Annotated in this window: 22 protein-coding genes and 1 tRNA gene; 9 read left to right on the top strand and 14 right to left on the bottom strand. The window is 72.5% G+C overall.

The features are described 5' to 3' along the window. Nucleotides 1-75: 75 nt before the first annotated feature. Nucleotides 76-921 carry an MBL fold metallo-hydrolase gene (locus FB467_RS04805; protein WP_170230563.1) on the bottom strand — a complete coding sequence of 282 codons (846 nt, stop codon included), beginning with the start codon at nucleotides 919-921 and terminating at the stop codon, nucleotides 76-78. A gap of 110 nt (nucleotides 922-1,031) precedes the next feature. Here FB467_RS04805 and FB467_RS04800 point away from each other — a divergent pair, with 110 nt between their 5' ends. The 3 genes from FB467_RS04800 (at nucleotide 1,032) to FB467_RS18430 (ending at nucleotide 2,734) form a co-directional block, all read left to right on the top strand. After that, entirely contained in the window at nucleotides 1,032-1,601 is a 570-nt protein-coding gene (locus FB467_RS04800) for a pilus assembly protein HicB (RefSeq protein WP_141784082.1), read from the top strand. 55 nt (nucleotides 1,602-1,656) lie between these two features. Next, nucleotides 1,657-2,514, top strand: coding sequence for a DUF4097 family beta strand repeat-containing protein (locus tag FB467_RS04795; protein ID WP_141784081.1), 858 nt, complete (start codon nucleotides 1,657-1,659; stop codon nucleotides 2,512-2,514). 70 nt (nucleotides 2,515-2,584) lie between these two features. Next, on the top strand, nucleotides 2,585-2,734 hold the full coding sequence (locus tag FB467_RS18430; RefSeq protein WP_153390246.1) for a hypothetical protein: 150 nt from the start codon (nucleotides 2,585-2,587) through the stop codon (nucleotides 2,732-2,734). A gap of 113 nt (nucleotides 2,735-2,847) precedes the next feature. Here the strand turns inward: FB467_RS18430 and FB467_RS04790 are convergent, their stop codons facing one another. Further along, on the bottom strand, nucleotides 2,848-3,138 hold the full coding sequence (locus FB467_RS04790; protein WP_141784080.1) for a DUF3263 domain-containing protein: 291 nt from the start codon (nucleotides 3,136-3,138) through the stop codon (nucleotides 2,848-2,850). Between the two features lie 102 nt (nucleotides 3,139-3,240). On the opposite strand from FB467_RS04790, the gene FB467_RS04785 reads away from it, so the two are divergent. Both FB467_RS04785 and FB467_RS04780 read left to right on the top strand, forming a co-directional pair. After that, complete coding sequence (locus tag FB467_RS04785) at nucleotides 3,241-3,924, top strand: uracil-DNA glycosylase (RefSeq protein ID WP_141784079.1); 684 nt, start codon at nucleotides 3,241-3,243, stop codon at nucleotides 3,922-3,924. Nucleotides 3,925-3,986: 62 nt separating this feature from the next. Further along, nucleotides 3,987-4,856, top strand: a complete 870-nt coding sequence (locus FB467_RS04780; protein ID WP_141784078.1) for an SGNH/GDSL hydrolase family protein — start codon at nucleotides 3,987-3,989, stop codon at nucleotides 4,854-4,856. 23 nt (nucleotides 4,857-4,879) lie between these two features. Here the strand turns inward: FB467_RS04780 and FB467_RS04775 are convergent, their stop codons facing one another. Genes FB467_RS04775 through FB467_RS04760 form a run of 4 tightly spaced genes read right to left on the bottom strand, consistent with a single transcriptional unit; the run spans nucleotide 4,880 to nucleotide 8,055 of the window. After that, on the bottom strand, nucleotides 4,880-5,941 hold the full coding sequence (locus FB467_RS04775) for an ABC transporter ATP-binding protein (RefSeq protein WP_141784077.1): 1,062 nt from the start codon (nucleotides 5,939-5,941) through the stop codon (nucleotides 4,880-4,882). Further along, the gene (locus FB467_RS04770) at nucleotides 5,938-6,750 is read right to left on the bottom strand and encodes an ABC transporter permease (protein ID WP_141784076.1); all 813 of its coding nucleotides are present in this window, start codon (nucleotides 6,748-6,750) and stop codon (nucleotides 5,938-5,940) included. Before FB467_RS04770 ends, FB467_RS04775 begins: the two co-directional genes overlap by 4 nt. Continuing rightward, on the bottom strand, nucleotides 6,737-7,651 hold the full coding sequence (gene modA, locus FB467_RS04765; RefSeq protein ID WP_141784075.1) for a molybdate ABC transporter substrate-binding protein: 915 nt from the start codon (nucleotides 7,649-7,651) through the stop codon (nucleotides 6,737-6,739). Before modA ends, FB467_RS04770 begins: the two co-directional genes overlap by 14 nt. Nucleotides 7,652-7,659: 8 nt before the next feature. Continuing rightward, entirely contained in the window at nucleotides 7,660-8,055 is a 396-nt protein-coding gene (locus tag FB467_RS04760; protein WP_141784074.1) for a TOBE domain-containing protein, read from the bottom strand. A 68-nt stretch (nucleotides 8,056-8,123) separates the two neighbouring features. Between FB467_RS04760 and FB467_RS04755 the strand changes: the two genes are divergently transcribed. Then, entirely contained in the window at nucleotides 8,124-9,269 is a 1,146-nt protein-coding gene (locus FB467_RS04755; protein WP_141784073.1) for an acyl-CoA dehydrogenase family protein, read from the top strand. Nucleotides 9,270-9,354: 85 nt separating this feature from the next. After that, nucleotides 9,355-10,119, top strand: coding sequence for an SDR family NAD(P)-dependent oxidoreductase (locus FB467_RS04750; RefSeq protein ID WP_141784072.1), 765 nt, complete (start codon nucleotides 9,355-9,357; stop codon nucleotides 10,117-10,119). A 136-nt stretch (nucleotides 10,120-10,255) separates the two neighbouring features. On the opposite strand, the gene FB467_RS04745 is transcribed toward FB467_RS04750, so the two are convergent. The 3 genes from FB467_RS04745 to FB467_RS04735 all read right to left on the bottom strand — a co-directional run bounded on the left by FB467_RS04745 (nucleotide 10,256) and on the right by FB467_RS04735 (nucleotide 13,547). Continuing rightward, nucleotides 10,256-10,331: transfer RNA gene (locus tag FB467_RS04745), tRNA-Thr, on the bottom strand. Between the two features lie 120 nt (nucleotides 10,332-10,451). Further along, nucleotides 10,452-11,417: a transglycosylase family protein gene (locus FB467_RS19275; protein ID WP_141784071.1), complete on the bottom strand. Its 966-nt coding sequence runs from the start codon at nucleotides 11,415-11,417 to the stop codon at nucleotides 10,452-10,454. Between the two features lie 258 nt (nucleotides 11,418-11,675). Continuing rightward, nucleotides 11,676-13,547 (bottom strand): serine/threonine-protein kinase, encoded by a 1,872-nt coding sequence (locus FB467_RS04735; RefSeq protein WP_141784070.1) that lies wholly within the window; start codon nucleotides 13,545-13,547, stop codon nucleotides 11,676-11,678. A 95-nt stretch (nucleotides 13,548-13,642) separates the two neighbouring features. Here FB467_RS04735 and FB467_RS04730 point away from each other — a divergent pair, with 95 nt between their 5' ends. Continuing rightward, nucleotides 13,643-15,115 (top strand): alpha,alpha-trehalose-phosphate synthase (UDP-forming), encoded by a 1,473-nt coding sequence (locus tag FB467_RS04730; RefSeq protein ID WP_141784069.1) that lies wholly within the window; start codon nucleotides 13,643-13,645, stop codon nucleotides 15,113-15,115. Continuing rightward, entirely contained in the window at nucleotides 15,096-15,992 is an 897-nt protein-coding gene (otsB, locus tag FB467_RS04725) for a trehalose-phosphatase (protein ID WP_228393275.1), read from the top strand. The genes FB467_RS04730 and otsB overlap by 20 nt, the downstream gene beginning before the upstream one ends. Nucleotides 15,993-16,021: 29 nt before the next feature. Here the strand turns inward: otsB and FB467_RS04720 are convergent, their stop codons facing one another. From FB467_RS04720 to FB467_RS04700, 5 genes are all read right to left on the bottom strand, one after another. After that, nucleotides 16,022-17,035, bottom strand: coding sequence for a LacI family DNA-binding transcriptional regulator (locus tag FB467_RS04720; RefSeq protein WP_141784068.1), 1,014 nt, complete (start codon nucleotides 17,033-17,035; stop codon nucleotides 16,022-16,024). After that, complete coding sequence (locus tag FB467_RS04715) at nucleotides 17,032-19,035, bottom strand: glycoside hydrolase family 13 protein (RefSeq protein WP_141784067.1); 2,004 nt, start codon at nucleotides 19,033-19,035, stop codon at nucleotides 17,032-17,034. Before FB467_RS04715 ends, FB467_RS04720 begins: the two co-directional genes overlap by 4 nt. Nucleotides 19,036-19,039: 4 nt before the next feature. Next, nucleotides 19,040-19,960, bottom strand: coding sequence for a sugar ABC transporter permease (locus FB467_RS04710; protein ID WP_141784066.1), 921 nt, complete (start codon nucleotides 19,958-19,960; stop codon nucleotides 19,040-19,042). Next, nucleotides 19,960-21,567 carry an ABC transporter permease subunit gene (locus FB467_RS04705; RefSeq protein ID WP_141784065.1) on the bottom strand — a complete coding sequence of 536 codons (1,608 nt, stop codon included), beginning with the start codon at nucleotides 21,565-21,567 and terminating at the stop codon, nucleotides 19,960-19,962. The genes FB467_RS04710 and FB467_RS04705 overlap by 1 nt, the downstream gene beginning before the upstream one ends. 102 nt (nucleotides 21,568-21,669) lie before the next feature. Beyond that, nucleotides 21,670-23,025 carry a sugar ABC transporter substrate-binding protein gene (locus FB467_RS04700; RefSeq protein ID WP_141784064.1) on the bottom strand — a complete coding sequence of 452 codons (1,356 nt, stop codon included), beginning with the start codon at nucleotides 23,023-23,025 and terminating at the stop codon, nucleotides 21,670-21,672. Nucleotides 23,026-23,301: the final 276 nt, after the last annotated feature.

The raw sequence follows: 23,301 nt of genomic DNA, 5'->3' as shown, positions 1-23,301 counted from the left end.
CGGTCACTGTTATCACTCGGATGGTCCGAGTGCTAGGTCCATGATTAGCACTCGGACCCCCTGAGTGCAAATGCGTCAGCGCTCCGAGCGCCCCGTCTCGAGGGCTCGCACGGCCGCGTCGCGCAGCGTGGCGTCCTGCAGCCCGAGGCCCCTGGTCTTGGCCACCAGCGCGTCCACGTCCCGCACCCCGGCCAGCAGCCCCTCGGCCAGCGCCGCGGCGAGCGCTCCCAGGGTGGCCTGCTGGCGCTCCACGAACGCGGTGTCGACCACGGCCCCGTGCCCGGGCACGTGGATGTCCGCCCCGGCGATCTCGGGCCGCTCCAGGAGCACCCGGAGCGTGTCCGCCCAGACCAGCGGATAGCTGTCCTCCATCGCCGGGTCAGCGCCCTGCTCGATGAGGTCCGCCCAGAAGACCACACCCGCGTCGGGCACCGACACAACGAGGTCGTGGTTGGTGTGCCCGGGGCCGGCGTGGTGCAGGTGCGCCGTGCGGTCCCCGAGGTCGATCTCGGTGTCCTCCTCGATCAGGTAGAAGGGCAGTACGACCTCGGTGTCCAGGTAGGTCTGGGCGAGTTCCTCGCGGTCCGTGCGGCGCAGGTGCGCCACGACCTGCTCCCGCTGGTACTCCGCGGTGCTGCGCAGGTCCTCGACGGCGTCGGCGTGCGCGTAGATCTGGGACTCCCGGAAGGCGACGTTGCCGAAGCAGTGGTCGTAGTGCGCGTGGGTGTTGACGACCACCTGCTCTAGGTCGGTGACCTCACGGACCGCGACGGCTAGTTCCCGCCCCCTGGCGGCCGTGCTCCGGGTGTCGATGACCAGGGCGCGCTCCCGCCCGACGACCAGGCCGCAGTTGAGCTCCAGCTCCTCGTGGTGACGCACGTAGACCCCTGGGGCGAGCTCGCGCCAGGTGCTCTCCTGCATGCCTCCAGGGTAGGCGGTCCACTCCTCCCGGGCCGGGGCGGACCCCACCCAGACGCAGTCGACACCACGTTGACGTTGACATGACGTCATAGTGGTGTCATAGTTGCGTCATGGAACTCAGCACATACATCGCCCGGCTTCGCCAGGAGGTCGCCGCCGCCACCGAGCTCGGTGGTCCCGAGGTCGTCGCCGGTGCCGACCGCCTGCTGCTGGCCCTCGAGCCAGCCGTCCGCCTCACCCTGATGGAGGCGATCACCGACGCGGCCGCGGAGATCAGCGCCGAGCTCCCCGCCGGCAACGTGGACACCCGGCTGCGCGGCCGTGGCGTCGAGTTCGTCGTCGAGTCGATCGCCCCGGCCGAGGACGAGCCAGAGAGCCGGGGCCCGGCGGACACCGAGGTCGAGGACTCGGGAGCACAGGTCCGGATCACGCTGCGGCTGCCGGAGAACCTGAAGGTCCGGGCCGAGGAACTGGCCACCGAGACCGGGACCTCGCTGAACAGCTGGCTGGTCGAGGCCGTCCGCACCGCCACGCGCGGCAGCGGGATCCACCTGGGTGGCACCGGGTGGAGCGTCGACCTGCCCAACATCCCCGGATTCACCCCACCGGCACCACCCACCCCGCCGGGTCGACCCGGCCAGCCCCGCGGCCGGAGCCGCCGAGTGACCGGTTGGGCCTGACCCGCCGCCGCCACCCTGACACCACGCTGACATCACACAGACGAGGACAGCCATCATGAACCGCACCTTCAGCACCCCCGAGCCCATCGTGTTGCACACCGAGCTCGGCGCCGGCCAGGTCACCGTGCACGCGACCGACACCACCGAGACCACCATCGAGGTGACCGGCAAGCTCGCCGAGGAGACCCGGGTCGAGCAGGACGGACGGACCATCTCGGTCATCGCCCCCAAGCAGCGCGGCACCTCGATCTTCGGCAGCAACGGGCTGCGGGTCACGGCGACCGTCCCGACGGGCAGCGACCTGAGCACCGTGCTCGGCTCCGCCGACCTGGCGGTCACCGGCCGGGTGGGCGACTGCTCGTTGCGGAGCGGATCCGGCGACGTCACCCTCGAGCGGGCCCAGCTGGTCGAGGTCACGGCCGGGTCCGGGGACGTGCGGATCGAGCACATCGAGCACGACCTGTCCAGCAAGTCGGGGTCCGGGGACCTGGTCGTCGGCGTGCTGGGCGGGGACTCCCAGGTCGTCAGCGGCAGCGGCGACCTCACCGTCAGCCGCTCCGTCGGCCGGCTCAGCGCCAAGACCGGGTCCGGCACCATCCGGATCGAGGAGTCCGGCGAGGAGGTCTCGGCCACCGGCGCCAGCGGCGACCTGCACATCCGGCTGGCCCGCCGGGGCGCCATCCAGGCCCGCACCGCGTCCGGGGACGTCACCGTCGGGGTGCTGGCCGGCGTGCCGGTCTGGACCGACCTGAACACCGTCTCCGGCACCGTCCGCTCCGAGCTGGAATCACTCGGCGAGCCGGCCGAGGACCAGGACTACGTCGAGCTGCGGACCAGGACGGTCAGCGGCGACGTGCACGTCCGGCACGTGCCGGCCCCGCAGGACCGCCAGGCAGCCCACCAGCCCGGCTGACCCGGCACCCCGGACCCATCCCAGACAGCGACACCCGTACGCACCACACCAGAGATTGAAGGAGAACCCCATGTTCCACATGATGAACGCCGACCTCGCCCGTGACCGGGCCCGGGAGCGCAGCCACGAGCTCGAACTCGACAACGCCCGCGCCCTCAGCCGCGACCCGCTGGCGCTCAGCGGGACGGCCGCCCGCCGGAGCCGGGCCGGTCGCCGCTGACCGCCAGACCTCCGCGAGGACCGCGGGGTATGCAGAGGCGGGGCCACCCATCAGGGTGGCCCCGCCTCCTCGTGTCCGGGGGGGCGGCCGCCGTCGTGCCGGCGGCCGGTGTCTCAGAGCTCGAAGCCCAACCGGCGCGCCGACCGGCTCTTCTGCCGCTGGGCGCGCATCCGGCGCAGCCGCTTGATCAGCATCGGGTCGTGCGCCAGGGCGGCCGGGGAGTCCACGAGCTGGTTGAGCACCTGGTAGTAGCGGGTGGCACTCATGTCGAACAGGTCCTTGATGGCCTGCTCCTTGGCCCCGGCATACTTCCACCACTGGCGTTCGAAGTCGATGATCCGGCGGTCACGGTCGCTGAGTTCGGCGACCGACTGGGCGGTGTCGACCTCGGGCGCTGCTCCCATGTGCTGGTCCTCCTCGATGGCGGTGCTGCTCGGGCCACTCTAGCGCACCGAATGACAGGACTGTGATTACCGGAGCCGGGCCCCTCGTCATACAGTGCCGGGGTGACTCCGGAGGCCGCACCGCTGACCGACCTGGTCCACCCGACGTGGGCGTCCGTGCTCGCACCTGCCGCGCAGACCGTGGGCGAGCTGGGCCGGTTCCTCCGGGCGGAGCTGGCGGCCGGCCGCGGCTACCTCCCGGCGGGCGGACACGTCCTGCGGGCCTTCGAGCAACCACTCGACGCGGTCCGGGTGCTGATCGTCGGGCAGGACCCCTACCCCACCGTGGGGCACGCGGTCGGGCTCTCCTTCTCGGTCGCCCCCGACGTGCGGCCGATCCCGCGCAGCCTGCAGAACATCTACGCCGAGCTGGTGGACGACCTCGGGGTGCCGGCGCCGACCACGGGCGACCTGTCCCCGTGGGCCGAGCGCGGCGTGCTGTTGCTCAACCGGGTCCTCACGGTGCGTCCGGGCGCCCCGGCGAGCCACCGCGGCAAGGGGTGGGAGCAGGTGACCGACCTGGCGATCGGGGCACTCGCCCGGCGTGGCGGGCCGCTGGTGGCGATCCTGTGGGGCCGGGACGCCAGGTCGCTGGCCCCCGCGCTGGGGGACGTCCCCACGATCCAGAGCGCGCACCCCTCCCCGCTGTCCGCGCGGGGCGGGTTCTTCGGCTCCCGGCCGTTCAGCCGCGCCGACACGCTGCTCACCGACCAGGGCGGGCAGCCGCTGGACTGGTCCCTGCCCTGACCACCGCCCGCCCTGCATACGCCCGCACCCTGCATACGCCCCACAGAGATCCCGGAGGAGAGATGACCCCAGAGGCCCCGGCCCACCAGCAACGCACCGGCCAGGAGGAGCCCGACGCACGCCAGGGCGCCGGCTCGGTCCGCCCCGCCCCCCGGGCCTGGTCCCGCTACGTGGCGATCGGCGACTCCTTCACCGAGGGGATGAGCGACGCCGACCCCGACACCGAGGACAGCTTCATCGGCTGGGCGGACCGCCTCTCCGCCCTGCTGTCGGTGCACGCCGAGGGCTTCAGCTACGCCAACCTCGCGATCCGGGGACGCAAGATCGGGGACATCACCACCCGCCAGGTCGAGGCGGCGCTGGCACTCGAACCCGACCTGGTCAGCATGGTCGGCGGCGGCAACGACATCCTGCGCCCCAAGGCCGACGTCGACGCCATCGCCGACCAGCTCGAGGCCGCGGTCACCCGCATCCGGTCCACGGGTGCCGACGTCCTGCTGGCCACCCCCACCGACCCCGTCGGGGCCCCGGTCATCGAACGCACCCGGCCCCGGGTGGGCGTCTACGTCGCGCACATCTGGACCATCGCCGAGCGGCACGGCTGCTACGTGATGAACCAGTGGTCCTTCGACTTCCTCCGGGACTGGCGGATGTGGGCGCCGGACCGGATCCACATGACCGAGGAGGGGCACCGTCGGGTGGCGCTCGCGGCATACGAGACGCTCGGCCACGCGCCCGAGACGGCCGACTGGCGGGTGCCGCTGCCCCCGCAGCCGAAACCGGGCCGGATCGACGCCCTCCGGGACAACGCGGCCTGGGCCCGCGAGTATGCCGCGCCCTGGGTGCACCGGCGGCTCACCGGCCGTTCCTCCGGCGACCACGTCGAGCCCAAGCGTCCCTCGCTCAGCCCCCCGCCGGAGCTGGAGCGGTAGGGGCTGCCGACCAGGCTGCCCGGTCAGGCCGGGTAGACGTGCGTCTCGGCGGCCTTGAACGACACCCACACCGGTGCGCCGACCGCCAGGTCCAGCTCGGCCACGGCCAGCGCCGTGACGTCGGAGAGCACGGTGGGGTGCCCCTCACCGTCCACCTGCACGCGCACGGTGTGGGCCTGCTGCTCCAGGCTGACGATCCGTCCCGGCCAGACGTTGCGCGCCGACCCCTCCGGTCGGTGGACGTGCAGGGTCACCGCCGACGGGGGGAAGCTCACCAGGACGGGCCCGGTGGTGGGTTCGGCCACGTGCAGCTCTCCCCCGCCGTCCACCTGCACGACGGTGTCCGTGGCCCGACCGCGGTGCAGGTTCAGACCGACCAGGGTGGCGACATACTCCGTGCGCGGGGCGCGGGCCACCTCGACCGGGGGACCGTCCTGCACGACCCGTCCGCCCTCGAGCACCACGATCCGGCTCGCCATCGCCATCGCGTCCAGCGGGTCGTGCGTCACCAGGAGGGTCGCGCCGTCGTAGTCGCGCAGGTGGCGGGTGAGCTCGGAGCGGACCTCCATCCGGGTCCCCGCGTCCAGCGCGGCGAGTGGCTCGTCGAGCAGCAGGAGGCGGGGGTGGGTGACCAGCGCCCGGGCCAGCGCCACCCGCTGCGCCTGGCCGCCGGAGAGCTCGGCGGGCCGGGAGTGGGCGTGGCGGGCGACGCCGACCCGCTCCAGCCAGGTCCGGGCCGCCTCGCGCGACTCGGCCCTGGAGCGGCCCTGGGTGCGCAGCCCGAAGGCGACGTTGTCCAGCGCGGTGAGGTGCGGGAAGAGCAGGTAGTCCTGGAAGACCACGCCCACCCGACGGCGCTCGGTCGGCACGAAGATCCCGGCCCCGGGGTCGTCCACGGCGCGGTCGCCGATCCGGATCCAGCCGGTCGACAGCCGGAGCAGGCCGGCCAGGGCGTGCAGCGCGGTCGTCTTGCCCGCCCCGTTGGGTCCGATGAGGGCCACGATCTCGCCCGGGGCGACGGTCAGGTCCAGCGCGAGGTCGAAGGAGCCCCGCCTGATCGTGAGCGCCGCCTGCACCCCGCTCACGAGGACGTCCCCGTGATCCAGCGACCCCGCAGGCTGACCAGGACCGCCACCGACACCAGGAGCAGGACGAGGGCGAGCACGATCGCCGCCTCCGGGTCGGTCTCCAGCGCGAGGTAGACGGCCAACGGCATGGTCCGGGTCACCCCCGGGAAGTTGCCGGCGAAGGTGATCGTGGCCCCGAACTCGCCCAGCGCCCGGGCGAAGCACAGGACCGCCCCGGCCGAGATCCCCGGGGCGACCAGGGGCAGGGTGACCCGGCGGAAGGTGAGCCACCGGCCGGCCCCCAGCGTGGCGGCCGCGTCCTCGTAGCGCCGGTCGGCACCGCGCAACGCGCCCTCGACCGCGATCACCAGGAACGGCATCGCCACGAACGCCTCGGCGATCACGACCGCCGGGGTGGTGAACGGCAGGCTGAGCCCGAACCATTCGTACAGGTGCTGCCCGATCAGGCCGCGCCGGCCCAGCAGCAGGAGCAGCGCCACGCCGCCGACGACCGGTGGGAGCACCAGCGGCAGGGTGAGCAGCGCCCGGACCAGCCGGATCCCCGGGATGGTGGCCCGGGCCAGCACCCAGGCCAACGGCACCCCCAGGACCAGGCAGATCCCGGTCGCCAGCACCGCCGAGACCAGGGAGAGGCGCAGCGCCTCCAGGACCGCCGGGCGGCCCAGGTGCTCCCCCAGGTCGGCCCAGGGGGTGCGGAGCAGCAGCCCCACCAGGGGCAGGATCAGGAAGAGCAGCCCGAGCGCGGCGGGGACCAGGAGGACCGGCGGGATGCCGGTCCCCCGGCCCCGGGGCTCAGGGGAGGTCAAAACCAGCGTCGCCCAGCACCGTTTGCCCGGCCTCGGACAGGACGAAGTCGATGAACGCCTGCCCCGCCTCGCTGTTCGGGGCCTCGGAGAGCAACGCGATCGGGTAGTCGTTGACCGCCTCTCCCGACTCCGGGAAGTCGATGCCCTCGACGGAGTCCCCGGCGACGATCACGTCCGTCCGGTAGACCAGCGCCGCGTCCACCTCGTCCAGCTCGACCTTGGTCAGGGTCGCGCGCACGTCCTCCTCGTAGGTGTCCGGCGCGGGCGTCAGCCCGGCCGCCTCGAACACCTTCACCGAGGCGGCGCCGCACGGCACCTCCTCGGCGCACAGGGCGATGGTCAGGTCCTCGTTGGTGAAGTCCTCCAGCCCGGTGATACCCGCGGGGTTCCCGGCGGGGACCACGATCTCCAGGCGGTTGCTGACGAAGACCACGGGCTCCCCGGCCGCCAGGTCCTCGTCGGTGACCTGCTGCATCGTGGCCGGCGAGGCGGAGGCGAAGACGTCCGCCGGCGCCCCGGAGATGATCTGCTGGGCGAGTGCCGAGCTCGCCCCGAAGTTGAAGGTCACCGTGGCGTCCGGGTTCTCCGCCTCGAACTGCTCGCCCAGCTCGGTGAAGGTGTCGGTCAGCGAGGCCGCGCCGAACACCACGATGTCGCCGGAGACCCCGCCGGCCGCCTCGTCGGCGTCCTCAGAGCTCTCCGCCTCGTCATCGGTATCCGTGTCGGCGCCGTCGTCGGCGTCGCTGTCCGCGCCCGCGTCGGCGTCCTCGGCGTTCTCGCTCGAGTCGTCCCCGGACCCGGCGTCGTCGCCATCGTCACCGCCGCAGGCGGCGAGGGTGAGGGCCAGGAGCGGGACGGAGGCCAGGACGGTCAGCCGGCGCAGGGTACGGGTCGATGTCATGGTGGACCTCAGCTTTCAGGGGGTAGTGCGACGACGACGTGCGTGGCCTTGATCGAGGCGACCGTGACGACCCCGGGCTCCAGGCCCAGCTCCGTCACCGCCTCGCTGCTCATCAAGGACACGACCCGGTAGGGGCCGCACTGCATCTCGACCTGGGCCATCACCGTGTCGGTGGTCACCTTGGTCACGATGCCGGTCAGTTGGTTGCGGGCCGAAGCCCGCAAGCCGGAGGGGTGGTCCACGGCGATCTCCTGGGCGAGGACCGCCAGATCGCTGCCCTCCACCTGGAGTCGACCGGTCTCGGAGCGGTGGACCGGGAGCCGGCCCTGGTCGGCCCAGCGGCGGAGCGTATCGTCGCTGACCCCGAGCAGGGCAGCGGCTTCACTGATCCTCAACTGCGGCATGTTCCGGATCATATAAGCGCACCTGCGCTGTGTACATGAGGGTCCCGACCAGTCGGTACAGTGCGCCCATGGCAGTGCACCGTCTGATGCCCAGCGAGGAAGCTGGCGAACTCATCGAGTTGGTCCGCGACATCGCCCGCACGAAACTGCTCCCCGAGGCGGACGCTGCCGAGGCACAGGCGCGCTTCCCACGGGAGGCCTTCGAGCTCCTGGGACGGTCCGGCCTGCTCTCCCTGCCGTATGCCGAGGAGCTGGGTGGTGGGGGCCAGCCCTACGAGGTCTACCTCCAGGTGGTCGAGGAGATCGCCTACGCGTGGATGTCCGTGGCCGTCGGGGTCTCCGTGCACTCCCTGACCTGCGCGCCGCTGGCCCACTTCGGCACCCCGGAGCAGCAGGAGAAGTACCTGACCGGGATGCTCTCCGGCGACCAGCTGGGCGCCTACTGCCTCTCCGAGCCGCAGGCCGGCTCGGACGTCGCCAGCATCCGCACCCGGGCCACGCCGACCGACGACGGCTACCAGATCACCGGCGGCAAGTCCTGGATCTCCCATGCCGGGCACGCGGACTTCTACACCACCTTCGCCCGCACCTCCGACGAGGGCGGCCGGGGCCTGAGCTGCTTCCTGGTCCCCCCGGACGCCGACGGTCTCACCTTCGCCGAGCCCGAGCGCAAGATGGGGCTGGACTGCGACACGGTGCGGGAGGTGCTCTTCGACAAGGTGCCGGTCGAGCAGGACCGGCTGATCGGCCGGGAGGGTCAGGGCATGCAGATCGCCCTGGCCGCCCTGGACGCCGGCCGGCTCGGCATCGCGGCCGCGGCCACGGGACTGGCGCAGCGGGCGCTGGAGGAGGCCACGGCATACAGCAAGGAGCGGGAGCAGTTCGGCCGGCCGATCGCCGACAACCAGGGGCTGGCGTTCCTGCTGGCGGACATGGCCGCGGCCGTCGGGGCGGCCCGGTCCACCTATCTGCTGGCGGCGCGACTCAAGGACGCGGGGCTGCCGCACTCCCAGGAGGCGTCGGTCGCCAAGCTGGTCGCCACGGACGCGGCGATGCGCGTCACCACCGACGCCGTGCAGGTCCTCGGCGGCTACGGCTACACCAAGGACTTCCCGCTCGAACGGTTCATGCGGGAGGCCAAGGTGACCCAGATCTTCGAGGGGACCAACCAGATCCAGCGGCTGGTCATCTCCCGCCACCTGCTCAAGGATTGAGCAGCCGCCGGCGCACCCCGCCGGCACCGACCCGAACCGCCCGGCAGGACGTCGGCGCACCCACCCGCAACAGGAGGCAGCACCCGTGCAGATCACCGAGAGCACCGTCGCACTCATCACCGGCGGGGCCAGCGGCCTCGGGGAGGCCACCGCCCGCCGCTTCCTGGCCGACGGCGGCAAGGTCGTCCTGGTCGACCTCCCGGGCGGCCGCGGCGAGGAGCTGGCCAGCGAGTTGGGCGAGCAGGCCCTGTTCGCCGGCGCCGACGTCCGGGACGAGGACCAGGTGCGGGCGGCCGTGGAGAGCGCCACCGGGTTCGGGGAACTACGGGTCGTGGTGAACTGCGCCGGCGTCGCCACCCCGGGCCGGATCCTCTCCCGGCGCGGGACGTTGCCGCTCGAGGGCTACCGGACGGTGGTCGAGATCAACCTGATCGGCACCTTCAACGTGCTGCGGCTGGCCGCCGAGGCGATGGCCGGCAACGAGCCGGCCGACGGGGACCGCGGCGTGATCGTGATGACCGCCTCCGTCGCGGCCTTCGACGGGCAGATCGGCCAGGCAGCCTACGCCTCGTCGAAGGCCGGCGTCGCCGGGCTCACCCTCCCGGCGGCCCGCGACCTGGCCGACAAGGGCATCCGGGTGATGACGATCGCCCCGGGGGTGTTCGAGACCCCGATGATGGCCGGCCTCGGTGAGGACGTGAAGTCCTCCCTCGAGGCGCTGGTCCCCCACCCCTCCCGGCTCGGCAAGCCCGAGGAGTACGCCTCGCTGGTGAGGCACATCGTGGACAACCCGCTGCTGAACGGCGAGGTGATCCGCCTCGACGGCGCGTTGCGGATGCCCCCGCGCTGACGGCATACGGCCGGGCGGCCCCGGCTCACCGGCTGCTTCACCCCGAAACCTGGCGCTTCGTCCCGGGAAGGTTCTCCCACGAGGCGCAGGATTACCGGGTCACCCGATAATCCTGCAGTCCCCCAGCACGCCTGCGTGGAGCCCCCGACAGGAGTCGAACCCGCGACCGTCCGCTTACAAGGCGGATGCTCTACCAACTGAGCTACAGGGGCGTATGCCGTCCGTCCGGTCCCGCGGTGGGTCCGGATGGCCGACGACGATGCTACCCAATGACGGCCACGGGCCCGGCACGGACAGTGTCCGCGCCGGGCCCGTGGGGGTCGCCGACTGGGTCAGCCGATGACGTTGTTGTTCAGGTAACCCTGCAGCGCCTTGACGGTGCGGGCGTTCATCGAGGTCGAGCCGTCCCGGGAGATGCCCAGGTAGTCCTGCAGCGCGGCCTGCGACTTCGGGCCCCAGATGCCGTCCGCCGGGGTGCCGACCTTGGTCTGCAGCGCCTTGGTGGTGATCGGGCCGAAGATGCCGTCCTGGGTGGTCCCGACCCACTGCTGGATCGCCACGGTGGTCAGCGGGCCGCGGATGCCGTCCTGCACCAGGAGCCGGCCGACGCCGCGCGAGGGCGGGGTGACGCCGCGGTCGCCGCCGGAGGACAGCACCGAGTCGCTCACGAAGCGGCCGTCGGCGATCTTGACCCAGCCGCGGGCCAGGGTGCCGTTGACCTGGGCGCCGGCGGACAGGCTGCCGACCACGCGATAGCCGGTGCCGGGGCCGGAGCGGACGTTGACCGAGCCGTTGCCGGACACGTAGCGGGTGACCGGGGTGCCGCCCCAGGCCGGCGGCGCGCTCTCCGGCGGGGAGCTGACCGGCGGGGAGGACACGGGCGGGCTGGAGGGCGGCGGGGAGCTGATCGGCGCCCCGCCGTTCTCGCGGGTCAGGCCGGCGACGACCGAGCAGACCGGCCAGGCGCCGGGGCCCTGCACGGCGAGCACCTTCTGGGCGATCGCGATCTGCTGGCCCTTGGAGGCCTGGTGCGCGTAGGCGGCGTAGGACTGGCCGCCGAAGCCGACCCAGGTGGAGTGGGCGAACTGGAGTCCGCCGTAGTAGCCGTTACCGGTGTTGATCGACCAGTTGCCACCGGACTCGCACTGGGCGACACGGTCCCAGACCCCGTCCGCCTGGGCGGCGGGAGCGGTCAGTCCGAAGGTGGCGATGGCGGCTGCCCCGGCCAGTCCCATCCCGAGCGCACGACGGCGCCAGGTAGTGGGCAGGGGGGCAGGGCGGTGCTTGGAATGGGCCATGAGGTGGGTAGTCCTTCCGGTCATGGCGGGGCCACGCAGGGGAACGCGGCCACTACGGGGAGACGGGCATCAAACGCCTCCACGGTACCCAAGACTTGGCCGGTTGTGGAGTCCGGGAAGGAAAGACGCAGGTCACAGGGCCGACGAAACTCTTGACAACCTCCGGGGGGTACCCCTGCGCGCGGGTCGCCTGGGGCCCGTGTGACAGGTGGTGCACGGGGGGCAGCGCCTGGGACAGCGCGGGTCAGCGCCCGGGTCCTACTGGCGCAGCACCTGCGGGATGAGGTCGCGGAACGGCGCCTGCCCGTCGGCCGTCGGCCACCAGGAGACGTCCAGACCCTCCACCACCGCCCAGCCGAGGAGCGCGAGGCCACCGGCGACCAGGAAGACGGCGGCCACCTGGGTGGCCAGGCCGCCGGGCACCACAGCCCGCAGCACGGTGCGCGAACCCCGCCGCAGCGACAGCCCGCCCGGGCCCCACCACGCGATGACGGCGCCGAGCAGCGACCCGACCGCGACCGGGACGGGGTGCTCGTTGCCCGCCGACATCGAGGTGAACTCGGTGAGCCCGCCGGCGGTGACGACGGTGGCGCCGATGCCGACGGCGAGCGGCAGCACCAGGGCCAACACGGTGAAGAACGCGGCGAGCGCCAGGTGCCAGGGACCGGAGATGATCGCGACCGGCAGGTCCGACTTGCGCCGGCCGATCTCGTGCCGGCGCAGCACCAGGGAGGTCACCGCCTGGTCGGTGGTCCGCGCCAGGACGGACCACACCGCGAGCGCACCCCAGGCGACGAGCGGCACGACGGCGGCCAGCCCGACGAACGCGACGAGCAGCGCGGCGAGGGTCCCGCTCCTGGCCGGCCGCCCGATGCGCGGGTCACCCGCACCCTGGGCCTGGCCCGGCACCTGCGGGTATGCCGTGGGGCCCGCCTGTCCCCCGGCGGCACCGGTGAGCGGGTAGGGCTGCGCGCCCTGCCCCGGGGGGTAACTCCCGGGCTGACCGGCCCCGGGGTCCTGGCCCGGGTATCCCTGGGCCGGCGGGTAGCCCTGCTGCGGCGGGCGCGGCTGCTGCCGGGTCGCGGGCGTCCCGGCGACCGGTTGGACCATGGTGCGGTCGACCGGCTGCACCATGGTCGGGTCCGCGACCCCTGCCGCTCCGGACGCTCCTGCCGCCCCGGCCATCCCCGCCGCTCCCCCGGCACCCGCGCCGGAGGCGGAGCCGGCGGCCCACGGGTTCTCCGGGGTGTCCTCCCGGCTCTCGGACGCCGGCGGGACCGGCCGGGTCAGCGCCATCGTCACGGGGCGGTGGTCGGCATACAGCTCCAGCGCCTGGATCACCTCGTGCGCCGGAGGTCGCCGCGAGGGCACCGTGTCCAGCGCGGCCGCCAGCAGTGGCTGCAGCTCGGGGTCGACCCCGCCCAGCTGGCCGCGCCCGCGGATCACCCGGTCCAGCACCACGCTCATCGGCCCGCGCCCGAACGGCGGCTCGCCGCTGTTGGCGAAGGCCAGCGTCGCCGCCCAGCCCCACCAGTCGGTCGCCTCGGTGACCCGGCCCCCTTCCACCACCTCGGGCGAGAGGTAGCCGGGGGTGCCCATCACCATGCCGGTCATGGTCAGCCGGACGTCGTCGGCGACCTGGGCGATGCCGAAGTCGATCACGACCGGGTCGCGGCCGACCATCAGCACGTTGCCGGGCTTGAGGTCCCGGTGCACGATACCGACCTGGTGGATCGCGCTGAGCGCCTCCGCCAGCCCCCTGCCGAGCCGGACCAGGGCCTCGCCCCGGATCGGGCCGTTCTCGCTCACGACCGTGTCCAGCGGTGCCCCGGGCACGTACTCGGTGACGATGTAGGGCGCGTCGCCCGTCACGTCGGCGTCGAGCACCGCCGCGACCCGCGGGTGGTGCACCCGGGACAGCGTGTGCACCTCGCGCTCCAACCGCGCCCGGGCGGACGGGTCGTGCGCGATGTGCGGGCGCAGCACCTTCATCGCGACCTCGGTGCCGTCGTCCCGGCGTGCCCGGTAGACCACGCCCATCCCGCCCTCGCCGATCTTGGCCCCCAGGGCGTACCGACCGAGCTGACGGGGCACCACGTCCCCGTCCTGCCACGCGTCGTCGGTCGTCATGGTGTCCACGGTATGCGCTCTCCTCCTCCAGGTCTCGTACCTGCGCCTGTTCGACTAGGCTCGGGTCCGAAGAAGCGAACGCCTGAGGAGCACGGATGGTTTCACGCGGACGCACCTTCGACACCGTTGTCGTAGCCAACCGGCTGCCCGTGGACCGTGAGGTCGACGCCCAGGGGCAGACCCACTGGCGGACCAGCCCCGGCGGCCTGGTGACGGCGATGGACTCCGTCATGAGACACCGCGGTGGCGCCTGGGTCGGCTGGGTGGGCGACACCGGCGAGGCCCCGGAACCGTTCGAAGGTGACAGTGGCATGCACCTCTATCCCGTCGCGCTCGGCGCGGCGGAGGTGGAGGAGTTCTACGAGGGTTTCAGCAACGCGACGCTGTGGCCGATCTACCACGACGTGATCGTCCCGCCGACCTTCCACCGGCGCTGGTGGGCCACCTACGAGGCGGTCAACCGGCGGTTCGCCGAGGTGACGGCCGGCGTGGCCGCCGAGGGCGCGACCGTGTGGGTGCACGACTACCAGCTGCAACTGGTCCCCGCCCTCCTGCGGGACCTGCGCCCCGACCTGCGGATCGGGTGGTTCGACCACATCCCGTTCCCCCCGGTCGAGCTGTTCGGCCAGCTGCCCTGGCGCGAGGAGCTGCTCCGCGGCCTGCTGGGCGCCGACTTCCTTGGATTCCAGCGCACCACCGACGCCGGCAACTTCATCCGGGCCTGCCGGCAGCTGCTCGGCACCACGAGCAAGGGCGAGGTGATCCGCTGGGAAGGCGCCGACGACGACCTGCTCGGCGCGGCGCCGAGGACCGTCCGGGCGGCGGCGGTGCCGATCTCGATCGACGCCGCCGACCTGGAACAGCTGGCCAAGACCCCGGCCGTGCAACAGCGCGCCGCCGAGATCCGCGCCTCGCTGGGCGACCCGGAGACGGTCCTCCTGGGGGTCGACCGGTTGGACTACACCAAGGGGATCCGACACCGGTTGCGCGCCGTCGCCGAGCTGCTGGACGACGGGGAGATCGCCCCGCCCCAGGTCACCCTGGTCCAGGTCGCCACCCCCAGCCGGGAGCGGGTCGCCGCATACCAGGAGCTGCGCCACCAGATCGACGGGATGGTGGGACGGATCAACGGGGACTACTCCGGGATCGGGCACGCGGCCGTGCACTACCTGCACCAGTCCTACCCCCGCGAGGAGATGGCGGCCCTGTTCCAGGCCGCCGACGTGATGCTGGTGACGCCGCTGCGGGACGGGATGAACCTGGTCGCCAAGGAGTACGTCGCCTGCCGGCACGACCTGGGCGGTGCGCTGGTGCTCAGCGAGTTCACCGGCGCCGCCCACGAGTTGCGGCAGGCCTACCTGTGCAACCCGCACGACATCGTCGGGTTGAAGCGTAGAATCCTCCTCGCGATGCGGGACGACCCGGAGCAGAAGCGGCGCCGGATGCAGGCGATGCGCCGCCGGGTCTTCTCGCACGACGTGGAGGCCTGGGCACGCCGCTACCTGGACGCCCTGGCGATGGCCCCCGAACGCCCACAGAGGAGGTCCGGTGACGGCCGGAAGGACTGACCAGGCACGACCCCCCGGCCCGCTGGGGGCCCCGGACCAGGAGCCGGGACGGTCCCCCGAACAGGTCGTCCGGCCGGAGGCCGAACCGGCGGAGCCTTCCGCCGACGGGACCGGGGAGCTGCTGGCGCTGGCCCGGGCCCGACCCCTCCTGGTGGGGGTGGACTTCGACGGGACCCTGGCCCCCCTGGTCGACGACCCGATGCAGGCCCGGCCGCTGCCGGACTCGATCGCCCTGTTGCACGCGCTGGCGGACGTCGAGGGGGTCGCGGTCGCGGTCGTGTCCGGGCGCGAGCTCGCGGTGCTCCGACAGCTCAGCGGCGCCGCGGAGCCCCTGCTGCTCATCGGGTCGCACGGCGCCGAGGCGTCGTGGGAGCAGGATGGCGCCCCGGACGCCGACGCACTCGAACGGCTCGAGGCGCTGGCGCACGGGCTGGAGCGGATCGCGGGCACCCACCCCGGGATCCGGCTGGAGCGCAAGCCCACGGCGCTGGCAATGCATACCCGTGGCCTGCCCGGCGACGTGGCCGCCGACGCGGTCCAGGCGGCCTCGGCGCTGGCGAGGCAGCATCCCGGGGTCCACGTGACGCCCGGCAAGGACGTCCTGGAACTCGCGGTGACCGAGGCCGGCAAGGGCCCGGCGCTGCTCGCCCTGGCGCAGCGCCTGGGGGCCGGGTCGGTGCTCTACCTGGGCGACGACGTCACGGACGAACGGGCCTTCGCCCACCTGGCGGCCCACGCCGCGGACGCCGGGCTGACCAGCCGCACCGTCAAGGTGGGACCGGGCACGTCCGAGGCCGACCTGCGGGTGCCCGACGAGCCGCAGGTGCTGGCGCTGCTCTCGGACCTGCTGGAGGTCCTGACCCGCGACCGCCCCTGACGGCGGGGGCCACCCAACGGGGAGGCCAGTCAGCGGGGAGCGGACCCGGTGGAGCCGCGCAGCACCAGCTCCGGGGAGAACAGGTACTCCCGGTGGCCCGGCGCGGCGCCCCCGATCTCCTCCAGGACCGCGGCGACCGCGGCCTCGCTCATGCCCAGCACGTCCTGCCGGACGGTGGTGAGCGGAGGGTCGGTGAACCCGATCAGCTGCGAGTCGTCGGAGCCCACCACCGACAGGTCCCGCGGCACCTCCAGGCCCGCCTGTCGGGCCGCGCGCACCACGCCGAGGGCCATCAGGTCCGAGCCGCAGACCACCGCCGTCGCGCCCCGCTCGACCAGCTGCTGACCGGCCGACCGGCCGCCCTCGACGCTGAACATGGTGGTGACCACGAGGTCCTCGAGGTCCGCCTCGGCGAGCACGCCGGACATCGCCTGCCGGAAACCCTCGATCTTGCGCTGCACGGGGACGTACCGGGCGGGCCCGGTCGCCAGCCCGATCCGGCTGTGCCCGAGCTGGCGCAGGTGACTGACCCCGAGAGCGACCCCGGCGACGTCGTCGTGACTGATGAAGGGCGCCTCGATGTCCTCGCGGTACCCGTTGACCAGCACGATCGGCAGGCCGAGCTCGCGCAGCTTGGTGTAGCGGTCGACCTCCGCCCGGGTGTCGGCGTGGTAGCCGCTGATGAAGACGATGCTGGCCACGCCGCGGTCCAGCAGCATCTGCACGTACTCGTCCTCGTGCACCCCGCCGGGCGTCTGGGTGCACAGCACCGGGGTGTAGCCGGCCGCGGCCAGGTGCGTCTCGACCGCCTGTGCGAAGGCCGGGAAGATCGGGTTGGTCAGCTCCGGCACGACCAGTCCCACGAGCCCGGCGCTGCTGCGCCGCAGCCGGCTGGGCCGCTCGTAGCCGAGCACGTCGAGGGCGGTGATCACCGCCTGCCGGGTCGCCGCGGCCACCCCCGGCTTGTCGTTCAGGACGCGGCTCACCGTCGCCTCGCTGACGCCCGCGTAGGAGGCGATGTCCGCCAACCGGCCGCTGCTCATGCCCGCCTCCCCTCCGGTATGTCGTGCCCCTCGCCCGCGCGTGCCCCGTCCTCGGGTATGCCGTCCGCGCCGGCGATCTGCGCGTGGGCGCCCTGCGTGCCGTCGGTCGGGTCCGCCCACCCTGGCAGGTCCGGCCGAAACGCCCAGAGCCGGGCCACCGGGCCCGGCGCGCTCAGCACCAGGTCCGCCCCGGCGAACTCGGGAGCAGGACCCGCCAGGCACGCCCCGTCAGTAACGCCCGGCAGCAACTCCATCGGCAGGCGCACGGGGTCGTGGGCCGCCCGGGCGAGGTGCACCAGCACGGACTGTTCGGGGTGCTCGCGCAGGAACACCAGGTCGTCCTCGCCGGTGTGCACCCAGCGCAACCCCCCGGCATACAGGGCCGGGTTGTCCCGCCGCGCCCGGATCAGGGTGCGGTAGGCGGCATACAGCTCCTCGTCCCACTGCTGCGGGTCGGTCCCGCGGGCCGCCCACGGCATGGGACGGCGACCGGCCTCGCCGAAGTCGCCGGGCATCCCGATCTCGTCGCCGTAGGTGACCATGGGGATGCCGGGGAGCGTGAACAGCATCGCGGCGGCCACCTGGGCGACCGCCCGGTCGCCGCCCACGAGGGTGTTCAGCCGGGTCGTGTCGTGCGAGCCGATCAGGGTGAAGGAGGTGGCCCGCGCGCACCACGGCACGAGGGAGCCGAACTCGTCGATCGTCTCGGCGACGGCGGTGCCACCCAGCCGGGGCACCCGGACCGGGCTGCCCAGGAACTTGGGGGCGAACTCCTCGTGCCGCAGCCAGGTCCACAACGGCTTGGTGAAGCCGGAGTAGTTCATCACCCCGTGCCACCCGTCGCCGGCGAGGTCGGCGCTGTGGTCGTGGACGTGCTCGGCGACCAGGAGCGGGCTCGTCCCGGTCCGGGCGCCGACCGCGTCGACCGCCTCGCGGATCTCCCGGGCGACTTCCTGGGCCAGGTCCACGTCCTTGTAGCGGCCGGTCATGTTCGCCACGTCGACCCGCCAGCCGTCCAGGCCTGCCCCGGGTCCCAGCCAGCGTTGGACGACGGAGTCGGGTGCGGCATACATCGCGGCGCGCAGCGCCTGGTTGCGGTAGTCCAGCTTGGGCAGGCTGGGCACGTCGAACCAGGTGACCCACTCCCGGCGGGCCTGCGGGTCGCGCACGTACCAGGATCCGTAGGGGCCGTCCGGGTGCGCGCGGGCCGTGCGGAACCACTCGTGCTGGTCGCCGGTGTGGTTGGTGGTGATGTCACCGAGCACCCGCAGGCCACGGGCGTGCGCGGCCTCCTGCAGCCGCAGCAGCGCGGCGGTGCCGCCCAGGAGCGGGTCGACGTCCTCGAAGGTGCTGGCGTCGTAGCGGTGGTTGGACCGTGCGGGGAAGAACGGGGTCAGGTAGAGCACGTCGACCCCGAGGTCCACCAGGTGGTCCAGGTGGCCGACCACCCCGTCCAGGGTGCCCCCGTAGACCTGCGTGGCGCCGTCGCGGCCGAGGTCGACCGGGTCGCCCCAGGCCGCGGCCCGGGCCCAACCCGGCAGGTCCGGCAGGGGGCCGTCCGGGTCACCGTCGGGCTCGACCGAGGCGTCCCGGGCGAACCGGTCGGGGAACACCTGGTAGACGACCGCGCGCTCGGCCCACTCCGGCGGCGCCGGGTGGGTGAGGATCCGGAAGTCGGCCGCGTCCGGCACGTCGCGCAGGTGCAGCCCGGTGCCGTTGACCCAGGCGTAGCCGTTGCTGCCCCCGTCGAGCAGGAAGCGGTAGTGGGTCACCGGGTTGTGGCAGGTCAGCTCCGCCTGCCACCACTCCTCGCGGGCGTCGCGGTGCACCCGCCGGGCGTCGGTGAAGGCCTGCTCCCCGTCGGGGGCGGTCCGGACGTGGACGCCGGTGGTGCCCGCGGCGCGGGGGATCCGGATCCGCACCGACACGGTGCCGCCCGGGCGGGGCACGCGGTCCGAGACGTAGAGGGGCGACCCGTCGTGGTGCGGTTGGTCCAGCACGCCGCTACTTCACCGACCCCTGGGTGAGCCCGCCGATCAGCTGCCGCTGCAGCCCCAGGTAGACCAGCACGACCGGGATGGAGGCGAGCACCGCACCGGCGACGAACTGGCCGAAGTAGGCGTTCTGGTCGGCGTTGCGGGTCTGCCAGAGACCGACCGCGAGGGTCTGCTGGTCGACGTCGGTCAGGAAGATGCTGGCCAGCAGGAACTCCCCCCACAGGCCGACGAAGGCCAGCATCGCGACGGTCGCCAGGATCGGGGTGACCAGGCGCAGCGTGACGGTGAAGAAGATGCGGGCGTGGGAGGCGCCGTCGATGTAGGCGGCCTCGTCCAGCTCCTTGGGCACCGTGTCGAAGTAGCCCTTGAGCAGCCAGATGTTGGAGCCCATCGCGCCGCCCAGGTAGACCAGGATCAGACCGAGCAGGGTGTTCAGGCCCAGGGCGGGCAGCACCTGGCCGATGTTGGCGAAGGTGATGTAGAGCGCGCCGAAGGCGAGCACGGCGGGGAACATCTGCATCAGCAGGATGAACAACAGCCCCGCCCGGCGGCCCTGCCAGCGCAGCCGGGAGAAGGCATACGCGGCGCTCGCCCCGAGGAACAGGGTGCACAGGGTCGCGACCACGCAGATCACCACGGAGTTGCGGTACCAGTTCCAGTAGGGTCGGGCGGGGTCGTTGAACAGGTCGTGGAAGTTGTCCAGGCCGATCACGGTGGGCATCAGGCCGGAGGTGGACAGCGTCCCGGCGTTGTTGAACGCCGAGGACACGATGAACAGGATCGGGAACAGCGCGAAGGCCAGCGCGAGCAGGGCCAGTGCGTGCCGCCACCAGACCCCGCCCCAGCGGTTGCCGGTGGCCGCGCGCTGCCCAGGGTCGTCGCCGGTGGCCGCCTCCAGGGCGGTCAGGTCCGTGGGTGTGGTGCTCATCAGTTCACGTCCTCCAGGGCCTTGGTGCGGCGGAAGCCCTCATAGCTGATCAGGGCCACGATGATGAAGATGAAGACGGCGATCGCCGAGGCCAGCCCGAAGTTGGGTTGGGTGCCGCCGAGCGCCAACCGGAAGGCCCAGGTGATCAGCAGGTCGGTGGACCCCACCTGGCTCTGGCCGCCCTCGAACGGCCCGCCCTCGGTCATCAGGTAGATCAGGCCGAAGTTGTTGAAGTTGAACGCGAACGAGGCGATCAGCAGCGGGCCGACGGCCACCAGCAGCAGCGGCATGATCACCGAGCGCACCGTGCGCAGCGGGCCGGCCCCGTCGATCTGGGCGGCCTCGCGGACGTCGTTCGGGATGGCCTGCAACGCGCCCGTGCAGACGATGAACATGTAGGGGAAGCCGAGCCAGAGGTTGGTCAGCAGCAGCGAGAACCTGGCCCAGTTGCCGTCGCCCAGCCAGTTGATGTGCAACCCGGTGAGGTCGTTGATCAGGCCGAAGTCCTGGTTGAACATGGACGCCCAGACCAACGCCGTGACGTAGACCGGTAGGGCGTACGGCAGGATCAGCAGGGACCGGTAGATGCCCTTGCCCTTGAGCCGCTCGTCGTTCATCAGCAGGGCCAGCGCCATCCCGAGCAGGAACGTGCTGCCCACGGTGATCAGGGCGAACGCCACGTTCCAGACGAAGACCTTGATGAACCCGTCCCGCAGGACCGGATCGGTCAGCGCCCGGGTGTAGTTGTCGAACCCGACGTTCTCCTGCCAGCCCTGCGGCAACCGGGCGCCCTGCCCGTCCTGCGGCACGAAACTGGCCCCCTCGGCCACGTAGACCGTGCCGGTCAGGGTGTCGGTGACGGTGTCGGTCTCGGGGTCGTAGACCTTGGTGGGTTCGCCGATGAACGCCTCGGAGAGCCCGATCGCCTTGATCCCGCCGGTCTCGGTCGGCACCGCGAACTCGTTGAGGTCCGCCGTGCGGGCGTTCACCTCGGAGGCACTCAGCACGGTGAAGCCCTCGGCGGATGTGATCCGGCCGGTCAGCCCGGTCTCGACCGTCTCCGGGTCCAGCTCGGTGACGCCCTCGAGGTCCCCGGCGAGGAAGACGCCGTCGGGATCGGTCAGCAGGTAGACCAGGTCACCGTCGGCGGGGTCCTGGCCCTCCGGGACCGCGATGTTCAGCTGGTAGCGGGCCGACCCCTCCACCGGGCGCACCGAGTTGGCCTCGATCGCCCCGATCGCCTCCTCCTTGGTGACCATGTGCCCGTCGCCGTAGTTGGTGAACGACAGCGCCACCGTGTAGGCCAGCGGCCAGATCTGCAGGGTCAGCATCAGCAGCAGCCCCGGCAGCAGGTACTTCAGCGGCACCGCGCGGCGGGTGCCGTAGACGGCCAGGACGCACAGGCCCACGAAGGCCACCAGCACCACCCAGACCACGTGGCCCGCCTCGGCCAGCTGCATCGAGACGTAGACCAGGACGCCCGCCAGCACGGCCAGCAGCAGCCACTTCAGCACGATCAGCCACAGCGGCGTGCGGGAGCGGAACTCCAGGTGCTCGGGGTCGGTCAGGTCGGGCAACCGGTCTGTCGGTGCCGAGGGTTGGGACATCGTCGTCTCCGTCGGGGTGGGAGGAGGTGTATGCGGGGGCGGGCGCACCCTGCCCGCCCGGACGGTGCGGGACGGTCCGGGCGGGCGCGGGCGATACCCGCGTCAGCCGATGGCCGAGACGATCTCGTCCTGGGCCGCCGTCAACCGCTCGGCCGGGTCGTCGCCGCCGACGATGTCGGAGGTGGCCTGCCCCAGCGGGCCCCACACCGAGTTCATGGCCGGGATGTTCGGCATCGGCGGGGCGCCCTCACCGGCGGTCGCCCACGCGGCGATGTCCTCGTCCTCCGCGGAGACGGTGTCCAGCGCCTCCTGCAGGGCCGGCGGACGGTCGCCCGCCTCGTACAGCGCGACCTGCAGGTCGGCATTCGGGACGTACTTGTTGACGAACTCCTGGGCCAGGGTCGGGTTCTTGGCCTTGCTGGAGACGTAGAACATCTGCACGCCCAGGAACGGCACGGTCTCGCCGCCGTCCTCGAAGTCCGGGATCGGGCTGATCGCGTAGTCGATGCCGGCGCCCTCGGCGGCCGCGATGGTCCACGGGCCCCCGATCACGTAGGCGGACTTGCCCTCGGAGAACAGCGCCTCCAGGTTGTCGTGACCGACGTTGACGTTGAGCGCACCCTCTTCGGCGAGCCACGCCATCTTCTCGCCGCCCTGGATGGTCTCGTCCGAGCCGACGATGACGTTGTCGGCATCCCAGCCGCCCTCGTCGTTCAGCCCGAAGATGCCACCGCCGTATGCGGACAGCCACGGGAAGGCGTTGTAGGCGTCACCGGTCTGGCCGACCGGGGAGAGCATGACCTCCTCGGCCTCACCGGACTCCACCAGCTCCTTGCCGTGGGCGACCAGCGCCTCCATCGACTCGGGCTCGTCCGGCGCGAGGGCGGTGTTGCGGATCAGACCGAGGCTCTCGGTGGCATACGGCACGCCGTAGATCTGGCCGTCGAACTTGGTGGCCTCCAGCGCCTCCGGGACGAACGCGGCCTGCACGTCCTCCGACATCTGGATCGGGGACACGGTGCCGTTCTGGACCAGCTCACCGAGCCAGTCGTGGGCGCCGACGATCACGTCAGGGCCCTGGTCGACGTTGGTGGCGTTCTTGAACTGCTCGCGCACGTCCGTGGCGACCTGCACCTGGACCGTGACGCCGAACTCCTCGCCGAACTGGTCCGCGAACTCGGTCAGGATGGGGGCGCGGACGTCGTCCGCCCAGATCACCAGCTCCGCGCTCTGGTCGCGGACCGGAGCCTCCTCCTCTTCCTCGCCCCCGGCGGCCTCGGTCTCCTCGGCGCCGTCGCCGGCGTCGGCCGACTCCTCGGCCCCGTCATCCCCCGCGTCGCCCGCGTCGCCGGCGTCCGCGGAGGTGGTGTCGGTGGGCTCGTCGTCGCCACCGCCGCAGGCGCTGAGCAACAGGGCCGCGATGCCGAACATCGCGACGGCACCAGAGGTGCGCTTCATGGGTTCTCCTTTGAACAGAACGGATCGGTCCGAGGCCAAGGGATGGTCATCGGCCCCGGTGAGTGATTCACTGGTCCGTGGGTCACGCATCAGCATGACCTACCTCACAACGTGCTGCAAGATCTTGCAGATTGCAGTACGGTAACAGACAGTCACGGCAGCGTCGCGCGTGACGGCTGATGCTCAGCCGGCCCGGACGCCGCTTCCGGGACGAGCTCCCGGGGCGCCCGCCGCGGGGGATCCTTTACAACGGACCGTCCGGCACGTTCCTGCCGG

Origin of the sequence: Ornithinicoccus hortensis (assembly GCF_006716185.1) — a bacterium.
Lineage (GTDB): Bacteria > Actinomycetota > Actinomycetes > Actinomycetales > Dermatophilaceae > Ornithinicoccus > Ornithinicoccus hortensis.
Note: the sequence above shows the minus strand (reverse complement) of the source record. Positions and strands in the feature narration are given on the sequence as shown.

Coding starts and splice junctions, on each gene's coding strand:
- FB467_RS04805 (WP_170230563.1), bottom strand. CDS start 921: ATGCAGGAGAGCACCTGGCGCGAGCTCGCCCCAGGGGTCTACGTGCGT.
- FB467_RS04800 (WP_141784082.1), top strand. CDS start 1,032: ATGGAACTCAGCACATACATCGCCCGGCTTCGCCAGGAGGTCGCCGCC.
- FB467_RS04795 (WP_141784081.1), top strand. CDS start 1,657: ATGAACCGCACCTTCAGCACCCCCGAGCCCATCGTGTTGCACACCGAG.
- FB467_RS18430 (WP_153390246.1), top strand. CDS start 2,585: ATGTTCCACATGATGAACGCCGACCTCGCCCGTGACCGGGCCCGGGAG.
- FB467_RS04790 (WP_141784080.1), bottom strand. CDS start 3,138: ATGGGAGCAGCGCCCGAGGTCGACACCGCCCAGTCGGTCGCCGAACTC.
- FB467_RS04780 (WP_141784078.1), top strand. CDS start 3,987: ATGACCCCAGAGGCCCCGGCCCACCAGCAACGCACCGGCCAGGAGGAG.
- modA (WP_141784075.1), bottom strand. CDS start 7,651: ATGACATCGACCCGTACCCTGCGCCGGCTGACCGTCCTGGCCTCCGTC.
- FB467_RS04760 (WP_141784074.1), bottom strand. CDS start 8,055: ATGCCGCAGTTGAGGATCAGTGAAGCCGCTGCCCTGCTCGGGGTCAGC.
- FB467_RS04755 (WP_141784073.1), top strand. CDS start 8,124: ATGGCAGTGCACCGTCTGATGCCCAGCGAGGAAGCTGGCGAACTCATC.
- FB467_RS19275 (WP_141784071.1), bottom strand. CDS start 11,417: ATGGCCCATTCCAAGCACCGCCCTGCCCCCCTGCCCACTACCTGGCGC.
- FB467_RS04735 (WP_141784070.1), bottom strand. CDS start 13,547: ATGACGACCGACGACGCGTGGCAGGACGGGGACGTGGTGCCCCGTCAG.
- FB467_RS04730 (WP_141784069.1), top strand. CDS start 13,643: ATGGTTTCACGCGGACGCACCTTCGACACCGTTGTCGTAGCCAACCGG.
- FB467_RS04720 (WP_141784068.1), bottom strand. CDS start 17,035: ATGAGCAGCGGCCGGTTGGCGGACATCGCCTCCTACGCGGGCGTCAGC.
- FB467_RS04710 (WP_141784066.1), bottom strand. CDS start 19,960: ATGAGCACCACACCCACGGACCTGACCGCCCTGGAGGCGGCCACCGGC.
- FB467_RS04705 (WP_141784065.1), bottom strand. CDS start 21,567: ATGTCCCAACCCTCGGCACCGACAGACCGGTTGCCCGACCTGACCGAC.
- FB467_RS04700 (WP_141784064.1), bottom strand. CDS start 23,025: ATGAAGCGCACCTCTGGTGCCGTCGCGATGTTCGGCATCGCGGCCCTG.